Source organism: Streptomyces sp. NPDC059861, assembly GCF_042731435.1.
Classification (GTDB): Bacteria; Actinomycetota; Actinomycetes; order Streptomycetales; family Streptomycetaceae; genus Streptomyces.
Map to the genome: position 1 here is coordinate 59,802 of NZ_JBHWJQ010000036.1, position 24,871 is coordinate 84,672.

The following is a 24,871-nucleotide window of genomic DNA, read 5'->3' on the forward strand; positions in this document are numbered from 1 at the left end:
AGGGCATCGTCCTCATCGCCGGCCCGCCCAGCGGCTCAGCATGTCGACGGCCGCGGCACGGTCCGTGGAGGAGAGGGCGTCCAGCGTCACGTGGTGGCCGGCGTCCGGCGCCCACAGCACCCGGGAGTCGCGGGCGGCCGGCGGGAACGACTCGGCAACCGACGGATCCTGCGCGCCGTTGACGAACAGCAGCCGACTGCCGCTGCGGCGGACCCAGCGGTCGATGTCCGCCATGGCCCGCGGGTCGAAGGACATCGGGATGTCACGGGGGACGAAGACGCGCGGCGCGATGCCGTCCGGATGGCGCAGCAGGTCGGCCAGGTGAGCGGTGGGGACGTCGAGATACCCCATCTGCGTACCTAGTTGGTACCAGTACGGTATGTACTGCCGCGCGTTCGTGTCGGCGTACAGAGCGAGCCCGGCGGTGGTGTCCAGCCAGGTGTACAGCTCGTCGACGGAGGCGTCCGGCCGGGGGATCGCCGCGCGGTCCGCTGCGTCGGCGCCGTTCTGCCAGAACATGAACGGGGCGCGCAGGACGGCGACCTCCAGCGCCTGGTCCGGCTGCCGACGATGCGGAAGGAGTTGCCGGTCGCGGTCGCCCAGGCCTCGTAGCGGGCGCCCAGCTCGGTACGGTGGAGCAGCAGCCCGCGTTGGACCGCCCGGAGCGCCTCGCGGTCGGCTGCCGTACCCACCGTGTCCAGGAAGCGCAGGTAGGCGGAGTCGTCGCGGTCGTCCACGTTGTTCGGGGCGGAGTAGGCGAGGGTGCCGTCCACGTCGTGGGGGTGGAAGCGCCCGTGGTAGACGCTGGCCATGCCGCCCTTGCTGCCGCCGGTGGAGATCCACGCAGCCGGGTAGAGACGGCGGAAGACGCGGACGATGCGGTGATGGTCGTCGGCGGCCTGGCGGATGGTCAGGTGGGCGAAGTCGGCGGCGGCCCGGCGCGAGGTCCCGAAGTAGCGGTGCTCGAGCAGGAGTTGGTTGCCGCCCAGCAGTATCGCCGGCTCGGTGCGGCGGGGCGAGAGCGGGACCTCGTAGCCGGTCGTGGCCAGAATCATGGGACAGTCCGTGCCGGTGTGCAGGAGGGTGAGGCGCTGTTCGAAGGTGCCGGCGGAGTGGTCGGTGTGGTCTACGGGCTGACGCAGGCCCAGCACGAAGAACCGGTATCCCGGCTCGGCTCCGGGTCGCTCCTCGACGACCCGCAGTCCTGGCAGGGCGCGCAACCGCCGGACGATGTCGTCGTCGTACGTGCGTCGCGTCATGGACGCCGCCCGCACCGGTCCGGCCGCCGTTGCGGCTAACCCGGTGGCCGAAGCCGCCGTCGCCGCCGAGATCAGGAGGTGTCGTCTCGTCAAGGTGCGCATCGCAGTCCTCTCGTGCCGTCAACTGCCCCAGTACATCCGCGGGCGAGCACGGGCCGGATCCCGTGCGTGGGGGATCCGTCTCCCCCGGGCGAGGGAGACGGCGACAGGGAGGACGGTCGCGACGGGGAAACGGCGGGGCCCGTCGGCAGCGGAGGACGGTCTGTGGTCGCCTGCCGTCGGTTGCCGTTCGGGGGCAACCTCCTGCGGGGGCCGACGGTCTGACCCGTTGCCCGGAAGTCCACTGGAGGACACCCCCTGTTTCCCCGTGCGAGGACACATGCGTATGAGACCCGTGGTCGCCGTGCTGGGCACCACCGCCGCATTGGCGACACTCGCCGTACCCGGCGCCCACGCCGACGAGGGGCGCGGCAACACGAAGATCACCAACGTCGTCGTCAACGGCGGCAAGGGCATACCCGTCGGCACCGGCGGCAGGTTCTTCGGCTACAGGATCACCGCCTCCGACAACTCAGGCCTGCGCAGCGTCGAGGCGTGGCTGTGGCGGGGCACGAGCTTCGACCGGCGGACCGCCCTCACCGGCGGCGCCGGTGCGCACTGCGACCGGAGCCCGTGCGTCGCCGGGTCCGAGATCGAGCCGAGGCGCGAGGGGCTGGTCAACGCCGACGCGGGCACCTGGCGTGTCCGGGTCTCCGTGTTCGCACAGGACGGGGACTACCGAACCCTCGACCAGGCGGGCACGGCCCAGGTGCTGCGCATTGCCAAGGTCACCACTCACGCCTTTCCGACGTCGGTGAAGAAGGGCTACCCCGTCGTCCTCAGCGGCGCCCTCATCCGGGCGGACTGGGAGCGACAGAAGTACGTCACCTTCGGCGGTCAGCCTGTGCGGGTGCAGTTCCGCGCCGAGAACTCGGGCAGCTTCAGAACGGTCAAGGTCATCAAGGCGGACGGCAAGGGCTTCCTCAGGACCACCGTAAGGGCCACGGCCGACGGCTACTGGCGCTTCCGGTTCTGGGGCTCGTCGACCACCGCCGCGGCGGCCAACGCCGGGGCCTACGTGGACGCCAAGTAGCTTTCTTGCGCTGGCCCTCGTGGCCCGCACACTGAGGTCCGAAGGCGACCGAAGTCGGTTCTCCAATGCTCGCCTGCGTCATCACGGCGCCGAACACCATCAACGCGTTCCGGTCTCGGTGGTCTGCACACGGGGGGTGGGTGGGAGAACGAGTCGCGCGGGCGTGTTGCGGTTCATTGTGTGCGGGCGTGGGTGTATCGCGCGCTCCTCGCCCCCGCGCTGCTGACCGTTGCGCTGACGACGGCCGCGCCGGCCGCGCTCACGGCGTACTCGGGAACGACAGGTGACGCGGCACCGCGGCGGTCGCTTGCCGAGCAGCGCACCGCTGCCGAGGCCTCGCTGGTCATCAAGGCCGACCGCCTCGTGCAGCCGCTCTCCACCGGCGGCTGCGGGCAGGAGTGCGCGAGCGGCTTCGTTGATCCGCATCAAACCACCGTGCCGGTCGACGACCAGCACGGGACAGGGTGCCTCAGTCCGGGCTGCGCCGACCCGGGGGTTGGTCGGCGTCGGGCGGACGGGCGGGAAACCGGCCTGAGAGGCCGCCAGTTGTCAGGTCAGGTGTCGCCCGGCGGTTGCCTCAGTACCGGCGGTCGCGCTCCTGCTCCAGCAGCTCTTCGAGATCGGTGACTCGCGGTAGGGGTCCGCCTTGACGTACCGCACGCGGTCACCGAGCTCGGCCGCTCGATGGCGCATCGCCAAGAGGATCAGATGGGCCTTGGCGCGATGGAACCGTCGTCGTCGCAGGACGCTGCGGGCCTCGATCATCAGCACCGGCGCGTCGCGATGCGGGCCGCCGCGCGCAGGATCGACGAAATGGGGGCCGAGCTGATCGCCGAACAGCCAGTGGGGGGGTGCCGGACTCTTCCTCAGTCATGCCGAGCGCTCCGTCGACGTTCCGTTGCGCGCCGGCGCCCTGCGCGGCGCGGCGACTCCTTCGCAGATCAAAGCGCACGACAGCACGGGCGGTACGCGGCACACGCCGGGGCCTCGTTGCTGCCGGCCTCGACGGTCTTCGGGCCGCGACCCCGCCGCCATGTTGAGTTCGCGGATTGCCGGGAAGACGAGATGAGCACGGTGACTGGCCGAAGGAGAGACAGTGGCGCAGGACTCATCGCTCAGGGCAGTGGGATGGGCGCGTTCGCTGCCTGTCAGCAGCGGAGTGAAGGCGGCCAGGGACTGGACGCGGACGCATCTGGCGGCGCTCGACTGGGAGCGGACGGCACCGGATCTGGTGGACTCGGTGGTGCTGGCCGTGTCGGAGCTGGTGACCAACGCGCACGTGCATGCCCGCAGCACGGCGCAGCTCATCCTCACCTGGGACACGGAATGTCTGCACGTGACCGTGCACGACGCGTCGAGTCGGCTCCCCGAACAACGCGGTTCGGACGATGGAGCCCTCGGGGGGCGCGGGCTGCTCCTGGTCGATGCCCTCGCCGATGACTGGCAGGCCCACCCTTGTCCTCGTGGCAAGGACGTCACCGCCTGCTTCCAGCCGCCGCCCGCGTCTGCCCGGGCCGGCACAGACGGCGAAGGGTGACGGTGGGGGTGGAAAGGGACGCGGCTGGGCGTCTCGTTCGCAGGCCCTGCCGAACCTGCCCGTCGCGGCCCCCGTCGACGCACCGGCCCGCATTCCCGCGAACCACCCCAGTCGCGGCCACGAGCAGCAGATCCGTGTGGCGGGCCGTGTCAGAAGCGAGGCCGTCAGCGATGTGACCGATCGGCCATCTCGGGCGGTTCGGGGCGACACCCGGCTCAGCGACCGGCGGTCGCCACACCGTCGATCGCGAGAGCCGCACCGGAGATGAACGGACTCTCGTCGTCGATCCGGCGGGAAGGTCTTTCTGCGGGGCGCGGCGGAGTACCCCGCCGTACCCCGGCATACCCGCCGAGGAGGCGGTCGAGGCACACCGCCGGCTCGAATGCGGGGTGGCGTGCGCGGCGGGCTGGTCTCTGCCTTCCTGGCCTTGGGGCGCCCCCGCGCGGCCTCGACGGTCCGCCGCGGCGGACGCATGGGGTGCGGCCCCGGTGGCGCGGCGGCGTGGTCGGCGGGTTAACTGGCCTATGTCGAGGAGAAATGAGGTGGATCATGCCTCATGCACAACGACATGGGCGGGCGGCACCATGACGGGCACCACCGACGGGTCCGCCGCAGCCGAGATCTTCGAGACGGCCCTGTTCCGTCAGGCCCGGGCGGGTCTTGAGGTGTACGACCTGGACCTGCGCGTGCTGCGGTCCAACGCGGCGGCTCTGGCCATGCGTGGTCAACCGGAGGAAGAGGTGCTCGGGGCGGAGTTGAGGACTCTGGACTCCGGAATCCCGCTCTGGCCGATCATGGATCAGGTCGTGCGGGACGGCAGCCCGGTCGTCGACCAGCGGGTGCCCGCCCGCCCGAGCGACGACCCCCACCACCGGCACGTGTACGCCGTCAGCGGCTTCCTGCTGCACGACGGGGACCAGGCGATCGGCGCGGCCGCCATGGTCCACGACATCACCGAACAGGTCCGCAAGCAGAACGAACTCGATCTCCTGAACGTCGCCCGTTCCCAGATCGGCACCTCCCTCGACGCACTGCGGACGGCCCAGGAGCTCGCCGACATGGCGGTCCCCCGCTTCGCGGACGCCGTCTCGGTCGACCTGCTGGAATCCGTTCTCTCCGGTGACGCGCCGATCGGGCCGGTGAGCACCCGGCTGCCGATGCGACGGGCAGCGTTCCGGGCCAAGGACGGCGGGTACGGTGCCTACCCGGTGGGCGGGGCCAGTTCCTTCACCTTCCCCACGCCCTACACGCAGGCGCTCGCCGATCTGCGTCCACGACTGGTGGACTCCGTCCGCCCGGCCGACGGCTGGCTGGACCACGACACGCTGCGGGCCGAGTTCCTCACCCGCGCGGGAGTGCACTCACTGATCGTGGCACCGCTCACCGTCCACGGGCTGTTGCTCGGCCTGGTCAGCTACTACCGGGAGGGTTCTCGCTCCGACACCTTCGACGAGGAGGACCTGTCGCTGGCGACCCAGCTGACGGCGTGCACCGCGCTGTGCGTCGACAACGCCCGTCGCTTCACCCGCGAGCGCACGGTCAACACCGCGCTGCAACGCAGCCTCCTGCCGCGCACCCCGTCCGAGGTGACGGCCGTGGAGCCCTCGCACTGCTACGTGCCCGGACGCTACGGGGCGCACTGGTTCGACGTCCTCGAGCTCCCCAGCTGCCGCGTCGGACTGGTCATCGGATACGTTCCCGGCGAGGATCTCCACGCCTCGGTGGCGATGGGCCGCCTGCGCACCGCGGTGTCCACGCTGGCCGAGATGGACCTGCCGCCGGAGGAACTGCTGGCGCACCTCGACGACGCCACCCAGCGCCTGGCACGCGAACAGGACGACGACCCGGTGACACTCCACGAGGTGCGGCCCCCCTTCAGCGCCACCTGCGCGTACCTGGTCTACGACCCGGTCACCCAGCAGTGCACGGCGGCATCGGCCGGCCACCCGGCCCCGCTGCTCACCAGCCCCGAGGGCGTGGTGAGCCGGCTCGACGTGCCCGTCGGTCCGGCGCTCGGCCGCGGGATTCCCTACGAGTCGTCCACAAGGGACCTCAAGGTCGACAGCCTGCTCTCTCTCTACTCGGACGGCAGCGCGGAGCGCCACCCGGCCGAGGCGGACGACCGGCTGCGCAGGCTGTGGGAGGTGGTGAACGACGTCTCGGCCCGCCCCGCGGAGATCTGCGACGCGGCCGCGTACAAGGTCCTGCGCACGATCCCGCAGGACGGAGCGGCGCTCCTCCTGGCCAGGACCCGGCGCCTGGATCCCGGACACGTCGCCTACTGGACCTTCCCCGCGCAGCCCTCCTCGGTCGGCGAGGCGCGGCGCGCGGCACGGGAGCGGCTGGCGCACTGGGGGCTGGAGGAGGAGGCCGCCGTGATGGAACTCGTCGTCAGCGAACTGACGACCAACGTCGTCACCCACGCCCAGGGACCCATCCGGCTCCGGCTGATCCTCGACCGGACGCTGACCGTCGAGGTGTCCGACGACGCGGACACCGCGCCGCACCTGAGGCATGCGCGACTGCAGGACGAAGGGGGACGGGGCCTGTTCCTCGTCGCCTCACTCGCCGGCCGCTGGGGCACGCGCTACGGGGACAGCGGCAAGACGATCTGGGCCGAACAGCAATTGGTTGAGCCCTAGCGGCGGCGGCCCGTTCGCGCCGCGCCGCTCGGGCGACCACATCCGGCGCCAGGACCGGCAATCCGCGCGCAGTACGCGGCCTTCGGCACCAGCCCAGGACCAGGCCCAGCCACAGCCCGCGCCCGGCACCACCGGACGAGACTCGGGCGCTCGGCGCGGGCGGCAGCCGCATCCTCGGAGCGGCTCGGCCCGGTCGGTCGGGAGACAGGCGGCCACCGCGTGTCCCGGCTCCGCCTGCCGTGCGTTCCGCCGCTCCGGTGAGAATCTGGTCGCTCCCCACAGAAAGCGCCGTCCTCGACGGACCGCCCGCCCCGCCTGCCACGCGGGAGCACAAGCCTTGACCAGTCACGCACGAACGGGCCGATGAACACCTCCCACGACGCCGCGCCGACCCAGGTCCTGAACCTCACGGGGCAGGTGCTCCTCACCACGACGGCCGGATGTGTGAACACCGTCGGATACCTGGCTCTCGGTGGTGTCTTCACCAGTGTGATGACCGCCAATCTGGCCCTGCTGGGGCTTGCGTCGGGCGTCGGTGACCCTTCCGTCGCGCGGCTCGCGGCACTGGCGATCCTCGCCTACTGGGCGGGCACGGCGGTCGGCAGCAAGGTTGCCGTGAGTTCTTTCCGTCGGCGCCCGGACGCGATGGGCCTGAAAGGCGCGCTGGCCGTCGAGACCCTTGTCCTCTGGTCGGTGTCGGTGACCTGGATGATCGTGGACGGCGAGCCGGGGAGCGTCCAGCAGGCAAGCCTGCTCGCCGCCAGCGCGCTGGCCATGGGCTGCCAGGGTGGCGGGGTCCGCGTGGCGACCAGGGACGCCGCAAGCACCTCTTACCTGACCGGTGCGATGACCAGCGTGATCGCGGAGCTGGTGCAGAACCGGCGGTTCGACAGAAACGTCGCGCTGATCATCGTCTGTATGCCCGTCGGGGCCGCCCTCGGGGGGATGGCCATCCGATGGGCTCGCTTCACCGCACCGGGCATCGCCGCGCTGCTGGCCACGGTTGCGCTTCTCCTGGTCGCCCGCCGGTCGGGGCGCCGACCCAGCCGGCGACCCTGACCGCGACGCACCGGCAAGAGCTCTGCCCGCCCCGGCTCGGGGACTCTCACGCATCCGCTCCGACAGGGACCCGGGCGCAGACGCCCTCACGGGGTGTGCGCCCGGGGCAGTGCACTGTCGCCCAGGCCGAGTCGGTACCTGATCAGACGTCGCGGCTGTGCAAGTACATCTGTCTTCCGAAGAAGGTGCCCTGATCGGTACCGAGAGGATGAGCCTTCAGTACGTCCTTACTCGCCCTCGCCCTCGTGGTGCTCGCCGTGCTCGCGCTCCTGCTCGGGCTCGATGACGAAGTCGCCACCGACGGCCGTGGCGTCGGCCGTCGAGTTGGCCTCGGCGATGACCGGCGGCTGCCCTTCCTCATCACCGGCGAAGCTGACCCCGGCACCGAGGGTGGAGAGCCCCGCGACCGCCACGGCCACCACTGCGGCACGCTTGAACTTGAACATGATGTGACCCTTTCCTATCCAGGCATGACGCCCGGCTCGACTACTCAGTGTGATCATATACACACGAAGCGCGACAGCTCGGGATCCCCGCCTCAGGGTGTCGCGTGGGCTCCTTCCTCGCGTCGCACCTCCCGGCGGCACAATTACTGATCGCCTGCCGACCCCGCGTCCGGCACAGTGGAGGTATGCGAGTCGGACGCGTCACCCAGGCGCCACTGGACTCTGCCTTCGGAGATCAGAAAAGGGACGGGTCCGGATGAACCACCTGAAGGTCCGCGACCTGATGAGCGGCGCCGTCGTGCGCGTACAGGGCGGTACGCCGTTCAAGGAGATCGCTCATCTGCTGCAGGAGTACGACATCACCGCGGTGCCGGTGGTGGACGACGAGGACCGTCCGGTGGGAGTGGTCTCGGAGGCGGACCTCCTGCACAAGATATGGGGTGGGCAGGATGACGACGCGGCGGAACCAAGCGTCCGCCGGCGGCCCGACAAGGCTCTTGCCACCGACGCGGCGGGGCTGATGACGTCACCCGCCGTCTGCGCACGTGAGGACTGGAGCGTCGTCGAGGCCGCCCGGGTGATGGCCCGGCACGGCATCAAACGGCTCCTGGTGGTCGACGACGAACGGCGGCTGATCGGCGTGGTGAGCCGAAGCGATCTGCTCCGGGTCTTCCTCCGCAAGGATCAGGCGATCCGTACGGAGATCGTGGAGGAGGTCCTGGTCAGGGCATTGGGCCAGGCCCCCTCGGAGGTCCAGGTCGACGTGACGCACGGACACGTCGTCCTGAGCGGACGGCTCTCCTCCCGGCTCACGATCCCCGCGCTGGAGGAACTGTGCCGCAACGTCGACGGTGTGGTGGCCGTGGAGTTCCGACCGGTGCGCGAGGTCGACGCCGACCCTGCGGCCCACCTGAGCACCTGACCGTTCGGCCAGGCAGGGGGCTCGCCTGTCGGGTGAGGTGCTCACGGGGTGATCGCTTCAACCATGATCAGCGACCACGGCGAGGGTGCCATGCCCGCCGCGGGTGGCGAACGGCGCTTGCCGGCTGCACAAGCGCCGCTTGCTTTCTGCAAGCGGCGCAGTCAAGCTGGGCCAGAGCACTTGCAAAAAGCAAGTAGCCGTCACCTGGACGGCACGGCGCGACGGGTGCGATCCACCTCTGATGTCGTACGCGAAGGAGTTGTGATGCAGGTAGCCGTGGTCACCTTCGACGGGTTCAACGAACTCGACAGTTTCATCGCTTCCGCCTTGATCAACCGGTGCCGCAAGGACGGCCTGGAAGCCTTCATCACGACCCCCACACCGGTGGTCACGTCGATGAACGGCGTCGAGGTGACGGGTCAGCGCCCGATGGAGTTCCTGCCCGAGGCCGACGTGGTGCTGATCGGCAGCGGTGTCAAGGCTCGCGACGTCGTCGCCGACGACCAGCTGATCTCCAGGCTGCGGCTCGACCCCTCGCGCCAGCTGGTCGGCGCCCAGTGCTCCGGCGCGCTCGTGCTCGCCCGGCTCGGGCTCCTGGAGGACATGCCCGCCTGCACGGACATCAAGACCCGGCCCTTCGTCGAAGCACGTGGCGTCACCGTGCTGGACACGCCGTTCCACAGCGAGGGCAACATCGCCACGGCGGGCGGCTGCCTGGCCTCGCAGTACCTCGCCACGTGGGTGATCACCCGCACGCTCGGGGAGGACGCCGCGCGCGGCGTCCTCGACTACGTGGCGCCGGTCGGCGAGAACCAGGAGACCGTCGAGCGCGCCCTGCACGCCGTCCGCGCGGGCGAGGCCGCACTGCGCTGACGCGGCATCATCAGCCCTTCGACACCCCGCTCGCCCGCGCCCGTCCGCCGGCCACCTCGGCAGGCTCGGCGGAGGGCCGATCCGGCGTCTGGACACGCCCCCATTCCGGGTGTTGTCATGTCACCAACGAGTCTTTACAACGATATACGGAGCCAGGTGACCGCACGTGTCCGCACGGGGGTCACGCCCGTCCCCTCCGGGACGACTCTGGACACGACCGTGGCACGCTCCCCTTTTCCCCGCACGGACAGGAGCTTCCCCATGACCGTCGACCGCCGCGCCTTCCTCACTGCGAGCGCACTGGCGCTGGGTGCCGTCACGCTCAACGTCCGCGTCCCCCAGCCTGCTTCGGCCGCCGCGCCGCTCGCCGTCGAGGACGCCTTCCGCAAGCTGCCCGCCGGCAGCGTCACCGCGCGCGGCTGGCTGGCCGGCCAGCTCCGGCTCCTGCTGACGGGCCTGTTCGGCCGATTCGAGCAGCGCTCGCACTTCCTGGACTTCGCCGGCACCGGCTGGGTGAACCCTGACAAGCAGGGCTGGGAGGAAGTCACCTACTGGTTACGCGGCTACGTTCCTCTCGCGGTGGCCACCAAGGATCCCGTCGCTCTGGCGAACGCCCGCCGCTGGGTCGACGGCATTGTGGCCACGCAAGCGAGCGACGGGTTCTTCGGCCCGCGCGCCCTGCGCACCTCACTCAACGACGGTCCCGACTTCTGGCCCTTCCTGCCGCTGCTGATGGCACTGCGCACCTGGGAGGAGCACTCGGGCGACAGCCGGATCGTGCCCTTCATCACCCGTTTCCTGCGCTTCATGAACGCGCAGGGCAAGTCGGCGTTCGCCTCCAGCTGGGTCTCCTACCGCTGGGGCGACGGGCTGGACATCGCACACTGGCTGCACGGCCGCACCGGAGAGGTCTTCCTGGTGGAACTCGCCGGCAAGATGCATACCTGGGGCGCGAATTGGACAGGGGCCAGTCCCAGTCCGCACAACGTCAACATCGCCCAAGGCTTTCGTGAACCGGCCCAGTACGCACAGTTCAACGGTTCCGCCGACCTCACCCGGGCCACCTACCGGGCCTACGAGGACGTGCTGCGCACCTACGGGCAGTTCCCGGGCGGCGGCTTCGCCGGCGACGAGAACTGCCGACCGGACTTCGGTGACCCCCGGCAGGGCTTCGAGACCTGCGGCGTCGTCGAGTTCATGGCCAGTCACGAGCTGCTGACCCGCATCACCGGTGATCCCGTATGGGCCGACCGGTGCGAGGACCTCGCGTTCAACGCGTTGCCGGCCGCGCTCGACCCGCAGGGCAAGGCCATCCACTACGTCACCAGCGCCAACAGCGTCGACCTCGACAACCGCGCCAAGACCGAGGGGCAGTTCCAGAACGGCTTCGCCATGCAGGCGTTCCAGCCCGGTGTCGACAACTACCGCTGCTGCCCGCACAACTACGGGATGGGCTGGCCCTATTTCACCGAGGAACTGTGGCTGGGCAGCCCCGACAACGGTCTGGTCGCCGCCATGTACGCGCCCAGCCAGGTGCGCGCCGGCGCCGGGGCGTCCCGTACGACCGTCACGCTCACCATGGAGACGGACTACCCCTTCGGCGAAACCGTCACGATCACCGTCGCCACCGCGACACCCGTGGCCTTCCCGTTGCGGCTGCGGGTGCCCGGCTGGTGCCGGGGGCCGCGGCTCACGGTGAACGGACAGCGAGTCGCCGCCCCGGACGGACCGGCCTTCGCCCGGGTCGACCGGACCTGGCGCGACGGCGACACCGTCACCCTTCAGCTGCCCCAGCGCACCACGCTGCGGACCTGGCCGGGCAACCACGGCGCGGTCAGCGTCGACCACGGACCCCTGACGTACTCGCTGCTGATCGGCGAGCGGTACGTACGGTACGCCGGCACCGAGGCCTTCCCCGAGTACGAGGTGCACGCGACCACCCCGTGGAACTACGGTCTGGCCTCCGACATCCGGGCGATCGTCACGCGCACCGGCGGGCCCGTCGCCGACAACCCCTTCACCCACGAGACGGTACCCGTGCGGATCACCGCCGACGCCCGCCGAATCCCGGAATGGATCGCCGACAGCGAGAACGTCGTCACCCCGCTCCAGGACGGCCCGGCCCGCTCGACCGCCGCCGTCGAACGGGTCACCCTCATCCCGATGGGCGCCGCCCGGCTACGGATCACCGCCTTCCCCGTGGCTACTGCGCAGGGTCGGCCGTGGACCCAGGAGCCGCCGTTCCGCCGCATTCAGAACAAGCACAGCGGCAAGGTGCTCGCCGTGGACGGCATGTCGCTCGCCAACAGCGCCCGGGTGGTGCAGTTCTCCCACACCGGAACCGCCGACCACGCCTGGCAGTTCGTGGACCGGGGCGACGGCTGGTTCCTCGTCCGTAACGGGCACAGCGGCAAGGTGCTGGGGGTGGACCAGATGTCCACCGCCGACAGTGCGATCGTCGTCCAGTTCGAGGACAACGGCACCGCCGACCACCTGTGGACCCGCGTCGAGGACGGCGACGGCTGGTTCAGACTCCGCAACCAGAACAGCGGCAAGGTCCTTGGAGTGGACCGGATGTCCACCGCCGACAGCGCCCAGGTGGTCCAGTTCGCGGACAACGGCACCGCGGACCACCTGTGGCGGCTCGTCTGAGCGCCCCTCGTCCGCAGGGCCTCTTCCACCTCCCTGGCCTCCCGATGCGCGAGGTCAGGAGAGGACCGCGGCGGTGCTCCACCTGGATGCTCCGGCCCGGTACCGGGAGCCCGAACCGGCACCCTGTCTCCCCCTGTTCGTCGATGCACTGCTCACCCGGCGCTCGGTGGACGTGCGCCACCGCCGTTGGCGCGCGCCGCAAGAGGTGCGTCGCCCTCTTCGCCCCTACGGCCTGGTACTCAAGTCCGGTGTCTGGTACCTCGTGGCCGCGGCGGAGCCCAGGATCGCGACCTACCGCGTCACCCAGGTACTCGACGCGACGCTGAGCGACGAACGGTTCGACCGACCGCAGGACTTCGACCTGGGCGCGCACTGGACCTCCTACCTCGACGAATTCCAGCCGCGCCGCTACATCGGCACAGCCACCGTCCGCTTGTCGCCACGAGGCCGTCGACGCCTGCCCGACAACCTTCCCCCGGAGGTGGTGCGGGCGGTCGAGTCCACCGCGACGACCGTCGGTGACGACGGATGGATCGAGGCGGTCATCCCGACGGAGAGCACCGCGCACGCCTGCGGCGAGTTACTGCGGCTCGGTGTCGACGTCGAGGTCGTGGCCCCGGCGGAACTACGCCAAGGCATAGCCGAAACGGTCGGTGTACTCGCCGGGACATATGGAGTCACATGACCGCCCGTGCCGAGCCCTTATTTCCCTTTCACGTCGAGCCGCCGAGCGCTAATGTCCGGGTGCATCGAGTCGACCCACGAGGAGTTGCGGACATGCCCGGTCTTCCGAGCGCGCGTTGACGTCGTAGGCCGATCGGCCTGTCATCGCGTGCTGCCCTTGGTGTTGCGGCACAGCGAGCCTTCTCCTGCCTGAACCGTCGGCGCACCTGTCATGTGCCCGGTGGCGGGCCTCGTTGTCGGCAACCCGAGGGATCCCTGTGCCGTCCACTTCCTCCGCTGTATCCGATTGCGGTAACCCCGTTCCGTCAGGCCTGTGGCGGGACCGCGACTTCCGCAGACTCTGGCTGGGGCAGACCGCCTCCCAACTCGGGGAACACACAGGTCTGGTCGTACTTCCGCTCTTCGCCGTGGTGACGCTCGATGCCAGTGCCACCCAGCTGGGCGTCCTGCGGGCCCTGGGCCAGGCGCCGATCCTGTTGCTCTCGCTCTTCGTCGGCGCATGGGTGGACAGGTGGCGCACTCGCACCGTGATGGTGCTGACGGACGTCGGCCGGACCCTTGCCCTGGGTGCCGCCGCCGTGGCCGGCCTCTTCGGCTGGCTCGGACTGCCCGCGCTGTTCATGACCGCCTTCGCCATCGGATCCTTTTCCGTGTTCTTCGACGTGGCATACCAGGCCTCTCTCGTACGGCTGGTGCGACGCGATCAGCTGGTGCGGGGCAACAGTGCGCTTGAGGGCAGCCGGTCCGCAGCTCAGATCGGCGGTCCAGCCCTCGGCGGTGCCTTGGTGTCCCTGCTGTCGGCGCCGGTCGCTGCCGCCTCGAGCGCTCTGTTCTTCGCGCTGTCGTTCCTGTCGATCCGCAGAATCCGCCGGGTCGAATCGACCGCGGAGCGCCTGGAAGGCCCCCGTGGGGTCTGGCGGCGGATCCACGAGGGTCTCCGTTTCATCGTCGGCGACACCGCGCTGCGGACCGTGTGCCTCGCCTCGGCCGCCTTCCAGTTCTCCTTCGCGGCCGTGATGACCGTCTATCTGCTCTTCCTGCCGCGGGAACTGCACCTGTCCGGCACCGCCGTCGGGCTGGCACTCGCGGCGACGGGACCGGGCGCGCTCCTGGGATCCGTGCTGGCCGCCCGCCTGCCGAACCGGTTCGGGTACGGCCCGGTACTCCTCGCCTCTGCGGCACTCGGCGACGGCGTGTTCTTGTGTGTCCCCGCGCTGCACGGCTCCTCCGCGGTGACCGTTCCCGCGCTCGTCGCGGTCAACTTCGTATTCGGGGCCGGCGGCCAGTTGGTGAACGTGGCGGTCATGGCCGTCCGGCAGACGGTCACACCGGACGGGATGCAAGGCCGCGCGGCCGCGACGATCACATTCGTCGGCATGGGGATGTCCCCGCTCGGCTCTCTGCTCGGCGGATTCCTCGCCGAGGAGTGGGGGCTGCGCACCAGCCTCCTGGCGACGGCCGCAGGCATGGTGCTGTCCCCGGTGGTGATGGCTCTGTCCCCGCTGGCTCGCCTAGGACGGACGCTTCCGGCCGCGCGGATCGCGCCGCCGACGGCTGAGCGATGACGCGCGGACGCCGATCCCCTCACGACGGTCGGCACCTCCGGAAGATGCCGGACACCATCGAGGACATGCTCTGCCGGACGATGCCCGGTGCCCGGTGTCACCGCCCCGGTCAGCCGCCGGCCGGTCCGGGACCCCTCTGCGCCACGACGAGAGCCATGTCGTCCACCAGCCGGCCCCCGGCATGGTCCCGCAGGTCGGCGGTGATGGCGTCGACGAGCGGTCCCGGTTGATGGTTCGCCCGCATCGCGACACGTTCGGCGAGCGGATAGAACCGGCCGCCCGGGTCGCGGGCCTCGGTGACCCCATCGGTGTAGAGAACCAGGCGGTCGCCGTCGCGGAAGGGGAAGCTGGCAGGCACGTACGAGAGCGCGGACGCCGCGCCGACGGCCAGACCGAGCGGCGGCGCGGGATCCGCCACGTTCAGCGTCGTCACGGTGCCGCCCGACCGCACCAGCAGGGGCGGCGGATGCCCGCAGCTGACCAGGTGCACGATCGGCTCGTCGTCGGGGATGTCCACGAGGACGGCGGTCACGAACCGTTCGGCGAGTTCCGTCTCGGACGGGGAGAACTCGGCCAGTCCCCAGCGGACCGCGTCCTCGACGTAGGAGACCAGCTCCGCCAGCGGCATCTCACGGTGGGCGGCGGCACGGAAGGCGCCCAGCACGATCGCCGTGTCACTGATCGAGGCGAGTCCCTTGCCGCGGACGTCGCCGATGATCAGTCGGGTGGAGCCGACGGTGCGGGCCGAGGCGTACAGGTCGCCGCCGACATGGGTGTCGGCGTCGGCGCTGCGGTACTCCGAGGCGAGCCGCACCGGTCCGGCCCGCTCCGGGAGCGGCCGCAGTACCACGCGCTGTGCCGTGTCGGATACCGAGCGCGCCCGTCGCAGCGCCCGCTCGTGCCGCTCCCGCAGATGGGCGAACGCGACCAGGACGACGGAGACCGCGACCAGCGCGCACCACTCGACCACCACGCTCTCGCTCATCAGGGTGTGCCGCTCCAGGCCGGCGGCGGTCAGCGCCAGGAGCGCGGCTGCGCCCACCAGCGCAGTGGCGCGCGGCCCCGCACCGACGGCGGTGACCGCGGTGGCGACGGTGAGCAGGTGTGCCAGATGGATGTCGGGGGGCAGGAAGGCGTCGGCCACCGGAATGGCCACGATCAGCAGCAGGGGCCCGAGCAGCCACGGGGGGTGCGGCATCAGCCGCTGGACGGCGCGAAGCAGCGCGGCCGGGAAGGTCGCGGTGGTGGCAGTGCTCACTTCGGTGCTCCGGTGGGGGTCCTGTGCGGTGCGGCTACCGGCGTGGTGCCGTCCCTGGTGAGTGGGGTGAACATGCGGTCGGCAGGACTTGTTCCGCCGGGGTGGGAGACCGCTGGCGGCTGCAGGGCAGCGGAGCGCCGGAAGTGGTGGTGGTCGGACCGAGAGCCGCCACCGCGGCCATGGGACAGTGGCCGTCGCCGAAGGCCCGGAGCCTGTCGAGCGCTCTTTCGTTCACCCAGTCGACGATAACGCGGCGACAACGCGGCGACGCCCTTCGCTCTGCCGTCACCAGCGGGACCAAGGGGTAACAGCGCGTACCACTGCGCCTCGTCCGTGCGACGGCGGCCGTGATCAGCGGTACCTGACTCCCCCAGCTCGGTGGTGGACCAGGGGAGGCAGGCCGTCCCGGCGTTTGTGGCACGCCAGTGGTTGGCGGATTCACGCCGTTCCTGAGTTGTCGAGGCCATGCCAGTCTGCTCCCTGTCCACGGCCGCTCATGCATCCCGCCGCGCTGAAGCGGTGGGAGGCGGCCCCGGGCGACAGGGGGAACCACATGCTACGAAGAACGAGATCCGCGATCGGGGTGGCGGTGACCGCTCTGGTGGTCGCGCTCTCGGCTCCGGCCGTGCAGGCGGACACGACCGCCTCGGCGGGGTCGACGCCCGCCCGCGCCGAGGCGGACGACGCCGTCTACGTGCTTCAGCCACGCTCCGACGGCACCACGTACACCGCGATCTACGAACCCGCTCCGGGCGTCACGTCCGAGGAACTGCGCAGCACCCTGCGTCGCCAGGGTGTCCGCGGCGTGCAGGACGCGAGCAGCTTCGACGACGTGGGCATCGCCGGCTGCGCGCCCATCGTCGGCACCGCTTCCGCCTGGTGCGGCCACAAGTGGGCCTACGGCCCGTTCAACGACCCGCAGGTCTACTTCCTCGACCACAGCGGTGACTCGTGGCCCGTGACCGACGCCCGGGTCGACTGGTACCAGGCCCCCGGCATCGACGCCTACTACCGGTGGCACACCGCCGGCTGCCCCGGCGGCGGGCGGCACTGCGTGCACGTGTACAGCGGCAACTACGGGACCGCCTGGTACGGCGTGACCGAAGCGTCCACGTCCGGCGGCTACTTCGTCGACGGCACCGTCACGGTCAAGCTCAACGACCAGGTCACCCCGAACACCTACGCGGCACGGCGCAGCGTGGCCTGCCACGAGATGGGTCACGCCCTCGGTCTCGACCACAACGGATCCACCAACAGCTGTCTGTCCGTACCGGAGTTCCCGCAGCACCCGTCGGCGAACGACTTCGCCGTACTCAACCAGCTCTACCCCAAGGCCGGCACCTGACCGGCACCGCTCGCAGAGCGTGGCCGTGGGAGGGACGGCGGTTCGCCGCCCCTCCCACGGCGCGTCCGGGCCGGCGCAGGCGTGCTCAGTCCCCGCCGCCTCCGCCTCCGCCCCGTCCGCTGCCGCAGTAGAGGTAACCTCCGCTGCCGCCGTAGGTGCCACCACGCGGCGAGCCACGGAAGAAGTCCTTGTCGGTGATCTTGACCCGGTCGGTCAGACCGGCCCGGAAGGCGAAACGCGGCACCAGTAAGCGCAGGGCCGGCTCACCGTGCAGGGCGACGGCGATCAGCTTGTCCTGGTCCGGCACACCGCGCCGGCTGGTGAGTGAGGGGTACGCACTCCGCAGCAGCTTCAGCCGCCGCCGGGCGGCCCTGGTGGGTCCGAGCAGCGGATACCGCAAGAGCCCCGCCTCCGCGAGACCGACCCGCACCTCCGCCAGCGCCCACCGGACGTCCGCGTGCCGGACCAGCTCCCCCATCTCGCGGGGCTCGTCCAGGCAGTGGTAGACCGCACTCTCCAGGTACGACGCCCGCATCGCTCCCGTCACGGCCGTCGCCTGACCTCCGACGGAGTCCGCCGGCGCATCCAGCGACACGCCCGGCGGCGGAAGAGCGGGCAGGCCCCGCCCCGCCTCGCCTTCGGCCGCCCGTATCGTGCCCGGTACCCCCGCCTCCACCTCGCCCCGCAGATGCAGGGCGACAACAGCCACCGTGACCGCGGCTCGCGGGCCGCCGGACACCAGCGCGATCTCGTGCGGCGTCTCCCGCACGCTCCCCGTATCCGTCATGGCGTGACACCCCCTCGGCCGGCGCCCGCCACCCCCGTGCCGGCGAACCCCATGTGCCCCGGAGTGTGCCCGTCGTCGCGGGTGCGCGAAGCCTTCGCGGCCACCTTCAGAGGTACGTTTGAGGATGCCGTACGCCGTGTACGGCCGATGCCGTAGGGGCGCGCAGGTCCGTGAAGCTTCGACAGCCGTCATTGCCCCGGTCCAGCGACCTCGGCATGGTCGGGGCAGTCCAGGCGCAGCTCCGCGTCGCTGAAGGCGTTGTCCACGAGGGCGCAGTGATGCGGTCTTCGGGTCGGACGCCTCGGCCCCGCTCGCGGTCTCGAGGTCCTTGGCGCTCACGCCCGCCCGCTCACCGAGCACGTGGTGCGCGGCGTAGCAGTACGCGCAGGAGTTCTCGGTGGCGGCGACCAGCGCGATCTGCTCGCGCGCGGCACCAGAGAGGGAGCCCTTGGCGAACCGTCCGGGTGTCGCGCCCCGGCCTCGCCGGCCCGATCGGGCCCCGCTGCCCCACACCGGAGGAGACCCGCATGTCCGACCGTCCGTGGCACGTCCTGCAGCATGTCCCTTTCGAGGGCCCCGGCCTCCTCTCCGGCGCCGCCGCCGAGGCCGGTGCGGAGTTGCGTGTGCATCACCTGTGGGACGGCGATCCCGTGCCCGGCCTTCGTGACACCGGCGGACTCGTCGTCCTCGGGGGTCCGATGAGCGCTCTGGACGACCGCCGCCACCCGCACCTTGCCGCCGAACGCCGCCTGCTGCGGCAGGCTCTGCGGGAGCGGGTACCGGTGCTCGGCGTGTGTCTCGGAGCCCAGTTGCTGGCCTCGGCGGCCGGCGCGGACGTGACACGCGGGTCCGAGCCGGAGATCGGCCCGGGAAGCGTCACACTCGACCCGGCCGCAGCGAACGACCCCCTGCTCCATGGCGTCGGCCGAGAGATGCCGGTGCTCCACTGGCACCAGGACACCTTCACGCTCCCCGAGGGCGCCCTTCTCCTCGCCTCCAGCGACCGGTACCCGCATCAGGCGTTCCGGCTCGGACCCCGGGCATGGGGCCTGCAGTTCCACATCGAGGTGGACGCGGCAGCCGTCGAAGGCTTCGGCCACCTGCTACCGGAACGCTCCCGCCCTTCCGATGAGGAGATCGACGCGATCGCCGCCGTCGGCAGCGCCGTCCTGCCCCGGCTGTTCCACTGCGCCCAGGCGATCTGATCCGCCGACCCGGGTGACCGGCGACCGGCAGAACCCCTTCGGCGACCACCCCGGTGTCCGTGCACGCCGCGACGCCCCAGCAGGTGGGCGGAGGCCATTGCATGCAGCACCCGCCTCCGCCAGGTTCCCATCCACGCGACCAGGCCCCGTTCTCCCGATCGCCTCAACTCCGTGTGTTGCACCGTCATTACCGAGACGCTGCCTACGCTCCCGGGTCTTCCCGAGATCCCGCATCAAGGCATAGATTCCCGTCGACCTGTACAGCCATTCAAGTCGAAGGACTCCGTTGGCACACCACTCGTCCGGAAGAGAGCGCCGCCTGCTCGTCGTGGCGGCCGTTCTCCTGGCCACAGCGGCGACCCCGCTCGTGACCGCCTCCGCAGACAATCCGCCGGCCACACACCTGGCCGACCTCACCCTCCCTTCTGACAACGTTGCCACCATCACCCTGGTCACCGGTGACGAGGTCACCGTCACCCCCGACGCCGGGGGCGGACCCGGCACCCTCAGCGTCCAAGGCCCTGACGGCGAGCCCGTCGGCGCACGGGTGCTGACCGTGGGAGGTGACACCTATGTCTATCCCGACTCCGCGCGCACCTACCTGGCGTCAGGGGCTCTCGACGACCAACTGTTCAACGTCACACGTCTGATGGCCGACGGCTATGACGACGCCTCACTCGCACGCCTGCCTCTGATCATCACCTATGGGGGCGGGGAGGCGTCCGCCTCGACACTGCGTGGGCGCGCTCACTCCCTCCCCGGTGGCGTCACCGACGTCCGTCCCCTCACCAGCGTCAACGGTGTGGCCGTTGCCGCCGACCGTGACGACACCGATGGCCTGTGGAATGCGCTGACCGGTGCCGGAACGGGCCTGGCGTCCACGGCCGACGGCGGCGAGGGCTCGTTGCGCGGGGGCGTCGCCAAGGTGTGGCTCGACGGCCGCGCCGAAGCCACCCTCAGCGACACGGTCGCACAGATCGGCGCACCCGGGATCTGGGCCGGCGGGAACACAGGTGCCGGAACCGACGTGGCTGTCCTCGACACGGGCTACGACCCCGGGCACCCCGACCTGCGGGACACCGTCGAGGACTCCGTCAGCTTCGTGCCCGGCGAGGACGTCGTCGACCGTGACGGCCACGGCACGCACGTCGCGTCCACGATCGCGGGCAGCGGCGCCGCTTCCGACGGCAAGGAGAAGGGCGTCGCACCCGGCGTGGACCTGCACGTCGGCAAGGTGCTGTCCGACCAGGGGTTCGGCTACGACTCCTGGATAGTGGCCGGGATGGAATGGGCCGCCAGGGACGCACACGCCCGAGTCATCAGCATGAGCCTGGGCAGCAGCGAGAACGCCGACGGCGAGACGGTGCTCGCCCGGGCGGTGAACGAACTGAGCGCCGAGACCGGCGCCCTGTTCACCATCGCGGCCGGCAACGATGGTCCCGGCGCCCGGACCGTCAGGTCACCCGGCACGGCCGACGCGGCCCTGACCGTCGGCGCGGTGGACTCCGCCGACGCGATCGCCGATTTCTCCAGCCGCGGCCCTCGCTACGGCGACGACGCCCTCAAGCCCGAGATCACCGCGCCCGGCGTCGCCGTCCTGGCGGCGAGATCGCAGTACCGCAGCTCGGGTACGGGCTTCTACATGAGCGCCAGCGGCACATCCATGGCCACCCCGCATGTGGCCGGTGTCGCGGCACTCGTCGCCGCCGCTCACCCCGGCTGGACCGGCGCACGCATCAAGGACGCGCTGATCAGCACCGTCAAGCCGACACCGGCCATCAGCGCGGACGACGGCGGCAACGGCCGGGTCAGCGCCGCCGCGGCAACGGCAGAACTCACCGCGACCGGGAAGCTCGACGCGGGCATCCACTCCGTGGGAGCCGACAAGGGCACGGTGGAGTCCACGGCCACCTTCACCAACACCGGTGACAAGCCCGTCACGGTGGACCTCACCGTCGGCACGAACGGCGCTCCCGCCGGCGTGTTCACCGTCGCTCCGAGCCGTGTCGAGGTCCCCGCTCGCTCCACCGCCACCGCCACGGTCACCACGGACCTCGACAAGGCCGGCAAGGGGCAGCGTTGGACCGGGCACCTGACGGCCTCCCACGACGGAACAGCGCTGACCCGCACACTGCTCGGCGTCAGCACGGGCCAGCGGCACTTCCACGTCCGCACGAAGATCACCGGCCGGTCCGGCGAGGCCACGGACGGAACGCTGACCTTCTACCGCAAGGGCGACGAGTACGCGGGCACCTACCTCTACGGTGGCGGCGAGTCCGACGAGATACTGCCCCCGGGCCGCTACACCGTCTACGCCGACTTCCGGGTGCAGGGCACGCACGGGGCGGCATCGGCCGGGTACGCACGCATGGTCATCCCTCAGGTCGAGGTGAACGGCCCCACCGACCTCGTGCTGGACGGCACCCGACTCCGTCAGATCACACCGGTCACTCCGCGCCGGACGGAGACCTTCTCGCAGCGCCTGGACTATCACCGCAGCTTCCAGGACGGTTCCTCGGTCACCGACAGCACCCTCGTCGGCGACGGCTTCGACAGCATCTGGACGGCACCCACCGCACCCGGCGGTGACGGCAAGCAGTACCTCACCACCCGCTGGCGCAACCAGGAGCCACTGCTGTCCGTGACCTCGGGCGGGCAGGACTTCGACGATCTCTGGATCATGCCCGGCTCCACGAAACTGCCCCAGGGCGACCACGACCTCGACGTCATCCATCCTGGCGCCGGTCTCGGCGAGGACTACCAGGGTGTCGACGCCGCGGGCAAGGCGGCCGTGGTGCGCTGGAACTCCGAGGACGAGGACCTCTCGGACGACCAGATCAGGGCCGCGCAGGCCGCAGGGGTGCGGCTTCTGCTGTTCGTCAACGACCTCGACGGCAGGCTGCGCGTGCCCGTCATCAAATCGACCATCGCGGTGGCCGGGCTCTCCCGCACGGAGGGCGAGAAGCTCATCACACGCGTGACGGCCGGCGCCACGGGGGGCGTGCCCCTGCGAGCCGTCTCGCGTCCGGACACGTCCTACCTCTACGACCTGGTCCGCACCTGGACCGGCCGTATACCGGCGGACCTCGTCTACGCCCCGAGGACGAACCAGTTGGCTCGCGTCGAGACCTCCTTGCGCAACCCCACCGGCCGCGAGGTGTACGAGAACCGCTACGACGTCCACCCCTGGACCACGTACCGGGTCGGCTCGAACAGGCTGAGCACCGCCGGTACGCACCGCACCGACTACGTCAGCACCGACGACAGCTTCTCCTGGACCGAAGAGGCCGAACTCCAGTCCCTCGCCTACAGCGCGTCAGGACCGGTCACGTACCGGGCGGGCAGGACCACGGACGTGGACTGGTTCGGACCCGTGGTGCGTCCCCGTATCAACAGCAGCGTCCAGCCCCCGGTGCGTACCGGGAACCAGGTCGACATCGCCGTGCCCTCCTGGGGGGACTCCGGCGGCGATCACGCCAACTACGTGCCCTTCGGCAGCGCCGACACCCAGCAGGAGACCACGCTGTACCAGGGCGACACCGTGATCGCCCAGGGAGGTGGCGGGGTCTGGGGAACCGTGCCGGCGAAAAAGGGCACCTACCGGCTGGTGCACACGGCGGACCGTACGGCGACGGAGGCATTCCCGTACTCGACCGCCACACGCACCGAGTGGACATTCACCTCCGCGCCCAGCAGCACGGAGCGTGCCGCTCGACTCCCCCTGCTCCAGCTGGACTACCGCCTGCCGACGTCCGGCGACGGCAGGGCGGCCGCCGACTCCTCACTGCTCATCACTCCGCTGCACCTGGAGGGCGGGCCGAGCGCGGCAGTGCACACCAACAAGGTGGAGGTGTCCTACGACGACGGCGCCCACTGGACGACGGCGCGCCTCAGCGGAAAGGGCAACGGCAGGGTGAGTGTGACGCTGCGCGCCCCCGCCTCGGCCCGTTACCTGACCCTGCGCGTGCAGGCAGGTGACAGCCGGGGCAACACCGTCACTCAGACGATCGTTCGCGCCGCCGGACTCTCCAGGTGATCCCGGCACGCCGACAGCCGCCCGGCGAACCCGCATGGGTTCGCCGGGCGGCATGCGGTTGTCGGACAGACAGATATCTGACGGTCCGTCAAAACACGGACCGGCGCGAACCAAGGAATCGTCAAGTACCTTACGCACAGCGCTCGAGCCGTCGGTGGTTCCCGACGCAGCAGAGCACTTGTCGCCAACTCTCAGGAGAGACATGGACGCGGACAGACGTAAGATCGCCACCGTCGCGAGGAGAATGGGAAGGGCGCTGGCACTGGCTGCCGCCGTCGCCGGGCTTTCCACTCTGGCCTCCGGTTCCGCACACGCGGGCATCATCCCGCGCGTCTACCAAGGAGACGACTTCGCGCAGGCCTACCACATCTACTCCGGAGGCGTGTTCATCGCCGAGGTGGCCGAGGTGTGCGACCGCGAGGCGGACGGCAACGGCGTCTACGTCAGAGTCTGGTTGAGCTCCGGGTACGAGGAGATCAGCGACACCAACGGATCCGCGAGCGGGTGCGGTTCACGTGTCCACGAAAGGAACGAAGTCGAAGGCATCGAAGTCTGCGAACGCGTCACCGGCCCCGACTGGTGCTCCGGACGGAAGAACGCCTAGGACGTCGTTCACGTCAGGTCGGCCGGGAGCGACTGCGCCTTTCGGCCGGCCCGAGTGGGGGGCTGGCGCGTGCAGTTGCAAGGCGGAGGAGGGCGGCGCAGAGGTGGCCCTCAGCCACGAGGGCTGCTGATCCTCATGGGTTCGATCACGAGGATCACCCGGACCTGGTCACGGCCGCCGAACCAGGGGTACGGCCCGCCGAGGTACTTCCGCGCGAGCGCCTCGATGTGGTCGACCGCCCCTTCGGTGGTCAGGTGCACCACACGGCCGCGGATCTGGACGTAAGAGGTCGGTTGCGAGGGATCGGCGACCGCGACCGCCACGCGCGGGTCGCGCGCGATGTTGCGCGTCTTCTGGTGCGACGCGACGCTGTTGATCAAGACGTGCTCGCCGTCGGTGTCGACCCATGTCTGGGTGAGCTGCGGCGAGCCGTCGGGCATCGTCGTCGCGAGGTAGCAGGTACTGCGGCGGCGGAGCAGCGCCACCACGTCCTCGCCGAGGCATACGGGCACGGGGCTCTCCTTCAGGAGGCGGTGCGGCGGGGCGGAATGCCGCCGGTCGAGGGCCCCGGTGAGGCCCCCCCGGTCGCGCGCGCCGGCGGCCGGCGCTGCGCGGCTCGCCTCTGTCCCATGGCACAGCGGCCGGCGCCTGATCGCATCCCGACGGTCGGCTCCGGCCGCGCTGTGGAACGGCCCGCGGCCATGCGTCAAGTCCCGAATTCCCGTGTCACGTAATTCAGGGGCATGACGTGATCGGGTCGCACCGGGCTTAGAGGTCCTAACAAAGGCGTTGGACGTGTCGGTGGGTGATGAGGCAGGTGGCGAGGCCGAGGAAGGCCTCGTGGATGTCGTCGCGTCGTTCCCAG

17 protein-coding genes and 3 pseudogenes are annotated in these 24,871 nt (G+C 70.6%); 13 read left to right on the forward strand and 7 right to left on the reverse strand.

Features of this window, described 5'->3' with window-relative positions:
• Positions 1-12: 12 nt before the first annotated feature.
• A pseudogene (locus ACFV6X_RS27490) lies at positions 13-1,361 on the reverse strand (S28 family serine protease).
• 283 nt (positions 1,362-1,644) lie between these two features.
• Between ACFV6X_RS27490 and ACFV6X_RS27495 the strand changes: the two are divergent.
• The gene (locus ACFV6X_RS27495) at positions 1,645-2,391 is read left to right on the forward strand and encodes a calcium-binding protein (protein ID WP_385387699.1); all 747 of its coding nucleotides are present in this window, start codon (positions 1,645-1,647) and stop codon (positions 2,389-2,391) included.
• A gap of 627 nt (positions 2,392-3,018) precedes the next feature.
• Here ACFV6X_RS27495 and ACFV6X_RS27500 read toward each other — a convergent pair.
• Positions 3,019-3,265, reverse strand: a pseudogene (locus ACFV6X_RS27500) (cryptochrome/photolyase family protein); the annotation flags it as partial.
• A 222-nt stretch (positions 3,266-3,487) separates the two neighbouring features.
• On the opposite strand from ACFV6X_RS27500, the gene ACFV6X_RS27505 reads away from it, so the two are divergent.
• From ACFV6X_RS27505 to ACFV6X_RS27515, 3 genes are all read left to right on the forward strand, one after another.
• The gene (locus ACFV6X_RS27505) at positions 3,488-3,928 is read left to right on the forward strand and encodes an ATP-binding protein (protein WP_385387701.1); all 441 of its coding nucleotides are present in this window, start codon (positions 3,488-3,490) and stop codon (positions 3,926-3,928) included.
• 584 nt (positions 3,929-4,512) lie between these two features.
• The gene (locus tag ACFV6X_RS27510; RefSeq protein WP_385387703.1) at positions 4,513-6,570 is read left to right on the forward strand and encodes a SpoIIE family protein phosphatase; all 2,058 of its coding nucleotides are present in this window, start codon (positions 4,513-4,515) and stop codon (positions 6,568-6,570) included.
• Positions 6,571-6,933: 363 nt separating this feature from the next.
• Positions 6,934-7,629, forward strand: a complete 696-nt coding sequence (locus ACFV6X_RS27515; RefSeq protein ID WP_385387705.1) for a DUF1275 family protein — start codon at positions 6,934-6,936, stop codon at positions 7,627-7,629.
• 227 nt (positions 7,630-7,856) lie between these two features.
• Here the strand turns inward: ACFV6X_RS27515 and ACFV6X_RS27520 are convergent, their stop codons facing one another.
• A complete protein-coding gene (locus tag ACFV6X_RS27520) occupies positions 7,857-8,075 on the reverse strand; it encodes a hypothetical protein (protein ID WP_385387706.1) in 219 nt (72 codons plus the stop codon).
• Positions 8,076-8,331: 256 nt separating this feature from the next.
• Here ACFV6X_RS27520 and ACFV6X_RS27525 point away from each other — a divergent pair, with 256 nt between their 5' ends.
• The 5 genes from ACFV6X_RS27525 (at position 8,332) to ACFV6X_RS27545 (ending at position 14,771) form a co-directional block, all read left to right on the forward strand.
• Positions 8,332-8,997 carry a CBS domain-containing protein gene (locus ACFV6X_RS27525; RefSeq protein ID WP_385387708.1) on the forward strand — a complete coding sequence of 222 codons (666 nt, stop codon included), beginning with the start codon at positions 8,332-8,334 and terminating at the stop codon, positions 8,995-8,997.
• A gap of 264 nt (positions 8,998-9,261) precedes the next feature.
• Positions 9,262-9,870, forward strand: coding sequence for a DJ-1/PfpI family protein (locus tag ACFV6X_RS27530; protein ID WP_385387710.1), 609 nt, complete (start codon positions 9,262-9,264; stop codon positions 9,868-9,870).
• 261 nt (positions 9,871-10,131) lie between these two features.
• Positions 10,132-12,522 (forward strand): RICIN domain-containing protein, encoded by a 2,391-nt coding sequence (locus ACFV6X_RS27535; RefSeq protein ID WP_385387712.1) that lies wholly within the window; start codon positions 10,132-10,134, stop codon positions 12,520-12,522.
• Between the two features lie 73 nt (positions 12,523-12,595).
• On the forward strand, positions 12,596-13,207 hold the full coding sequence (locus tag ACFV6X_RS27540; RefSeq protein ID WP_385387714.1) for a WYL domain-containing protein: 612 nt from the start codon (positions 12,596-12,598) through the stop codon (positions 13,205-13,207).
• Between the two features lie 256 nt (positions 13,208-13,463).
• Entirely contained in the window at positions 13,464-14,771 is a 1,308-nt protein-coding gene (locus tag ACFV6X_RS27545) for an MFS transporter (RefSeq protein ID WP_385387715.1), read from the forward strand.
• Positions 14,772-14,880: 109 nt separating this feature from the next.
• Here ACFV6X_RS27545 and ACFV6X_RS27550 read toward each other — a convergent pair whose 3' ends face one another.
• Positions 14,881-16,029, reverse strand: coding sequence for a PP2C family protein-serine/threonine phosphatase (locus ACFV6X_RS27550; RefSeq protein ID WP_385387717.1), 1,149 nt, complete (start codon positions 16,027-16,029; stop codon positions 14,881-14,883).
• A gap of 553 nt (positions 16,030-16,582) precedes the next feature.
• Between ACFV6X_RS27550 and ACFV6X_RS27555 the strand changes: the two genes are divergently transcribed.
• A complete protein-coding gene (locus tag ACFV6X_RS27555) occupies positions 16,583-17,374 on the forward strand; it encodes a hypothetical protein (protein WP_385387718.1) in 792 nt (263 codons plus the stop codon).
• Between the two features lie 85 nt (positions 17,375-17,459).
• Here the strand turns inward: ACFV6X_RS27555 and ACFV6X_RS27560 are convergent, their stop codons facing one another.
• Both ACFV6X_RS27560 and ACFV6X_RS27565 read right to left on the reverse strand, forming a co-directional pair.
• Entirely contained in the window at positions 17,460-18,161 is a 702-nt protein-coding gene (locus ACFV6X_RS27560; RefSeq protein ID WP_385387731.1) for a TIGR04222 domain-containing membrane protein, read from the reverse strand.
• 306 nt (positions 18,162-18,467) lie between these two features.
• A pseudogene (locus ACFV6X_RS27565) lies at positions 18,468-18,674 on the reverse strand (carboxymuconolactone decarboxylase family protein); the annotation flags it as partial.
• 14 nt (positions 18,675-18,688) lie between these two features.
• Between ACFV6X_RS27565 and ACFV6X_RS27570 the strand changes: the two are divergent.
• The 3 genes from ACFV6X_RS27570 (at position 18,689) to ACFV6X_RS27580 (ending at position 24,006) form a co-directional block, all read left to right on the forward strand.
• Positions 18,689-19,366 (forward strand): type 1 glutamine amidotransferase, encoded by a 678-nt coding sequence (locus tag ACFV6X_RS27570; RefSeq protein ID WP_385387720.1) that lies wholly within the window; start codon positions 18,689-18,691, stop codon positions 19,364-19,366.
• 286 nt (positions 19,367-19,652) lie between these two features.
• On the forward strand, positions 19,653-23,402 hold the full coding sequence (locus tag ACFV6X_RS27575) for a S8 family serine peptidase (protein ID WP_385387721.1): 3,750 nt from the start codon (positions 19,653-19,655) through the stop codon (positions 23,400-23,402).
• Between the two features lie 202 nt (positions 23,403-23,604).
• On the forward strand, positions 23,605-24,006 hold the full coding sequence (locus tag ACFV6X_RS27580) for a hypothetical protein (protein WP_385387723.1): 402 nt from the start codon (positions 23,605-23,607) through the stop codon (positions 24,004-24,006).
• A gap of 110 nt (positions 24,007-24,116) precedes the next feature.
• On the opposite strand, the gene ACFV6X_RS27585 is transcribed toward ACFV6X_RS27580, so the two are convergent.
• Positions 24,117-24,518 carry a PPOX class F420-dependent oxidoreductase gene (locus ACFV6X_RS27585; RefSeq protein ID WP_385387725.1) on the reverse strand — a complete coding sequence of 134 codons (402 nt, stop codon included), beginning with the start codon at positions 24,516-24,518 and terminating at the stop codon, positions 24,117-24,119.
• Between the last annotated feature and the right edge of the window lie 353 nt (positions 24,519-24,871).

Bases quoted from the DNA above. Each gene is read 5' to 3' on its own strand.
- ACFV6X_RS27495 (WP_385387699.1), top strand. From the start codon at position 1,645: ATGAGACCCGTGGTCGCCGTGCTGGGCACCACCGCCGCATTGGCGACA.
- ACFV6X_RS27510 (WP_385387703.1), top strand. From the start codon at position 4,513: ATGACGGGCACCACCGACGGGTCCGCCGCAGCCGAGATCTTCGAGACG.
- ACFV6X_RS27515 (WP_385387705.1), top strand. From the start codon at position 6,934: ATGAACACCTCCCACGACGCCGCGCCGACCCAGGTCCTGAACCTCACG.
- ACFV6X_RS27520 (WP_385387706.1), bottom strand. From the start codon at position 8,075: ATGTTCAAGTTCAAGCGTGCCGCAGTGGTGGCCGTGGCGGTCGCGGGG.
- ACFV6X_RS27525 (WP_385387708.1), top strand. From the start codon at position 8,332: ATGAACCACCTGAAGGTCCGCGACCTGATGAGCGGCGCCGTCGTGCGC.
- ACFV6X_RS27530 (WP_385387710.1), top strand. From the start codon at position 9,262: ATGCAGGTAGCCGTGGTCACCTTCGACGGGTTCAACGAACTCGACAGT.
- ACFV6X_RS27535 (WP_385387712.1), top strand. From the start codon at position 10,132: ATGACCGTCGACCGCCGCGCCTTCCTCACTGCGAGCGCACTGGCGCTG.
- ACFV6X_RS27555 (WP_385387718.1), top strand. From the start codon at position 16,583: ATGCTACGAAGAACGAGATCCGCGATCGGGGTGGCGGTGACCGCTCTG.
- ACFV6X_RS27560 (WP_385387731.1), bottom strand. From the start codon at position 18,161: ATGACGGATACGGGGAGCGTGCGGGAGACGCCGCACGAGATCGCGCTG.
- ACFV6X_RS27570 (WP_385387720.1), top strand. From the start codon at position 18,689: ATGTCCGACCGTCCGTGGCACGTCCTGCAGCATGTCCCTTTCGAGGGC.
- ACFV6X_RS27580 (WP_385387723.1), top strand. From the start codon at position 23,605: ATGGACGCGGACAGACGTAAGATCGCCACCGTCGCGAGGAGAATGGGA.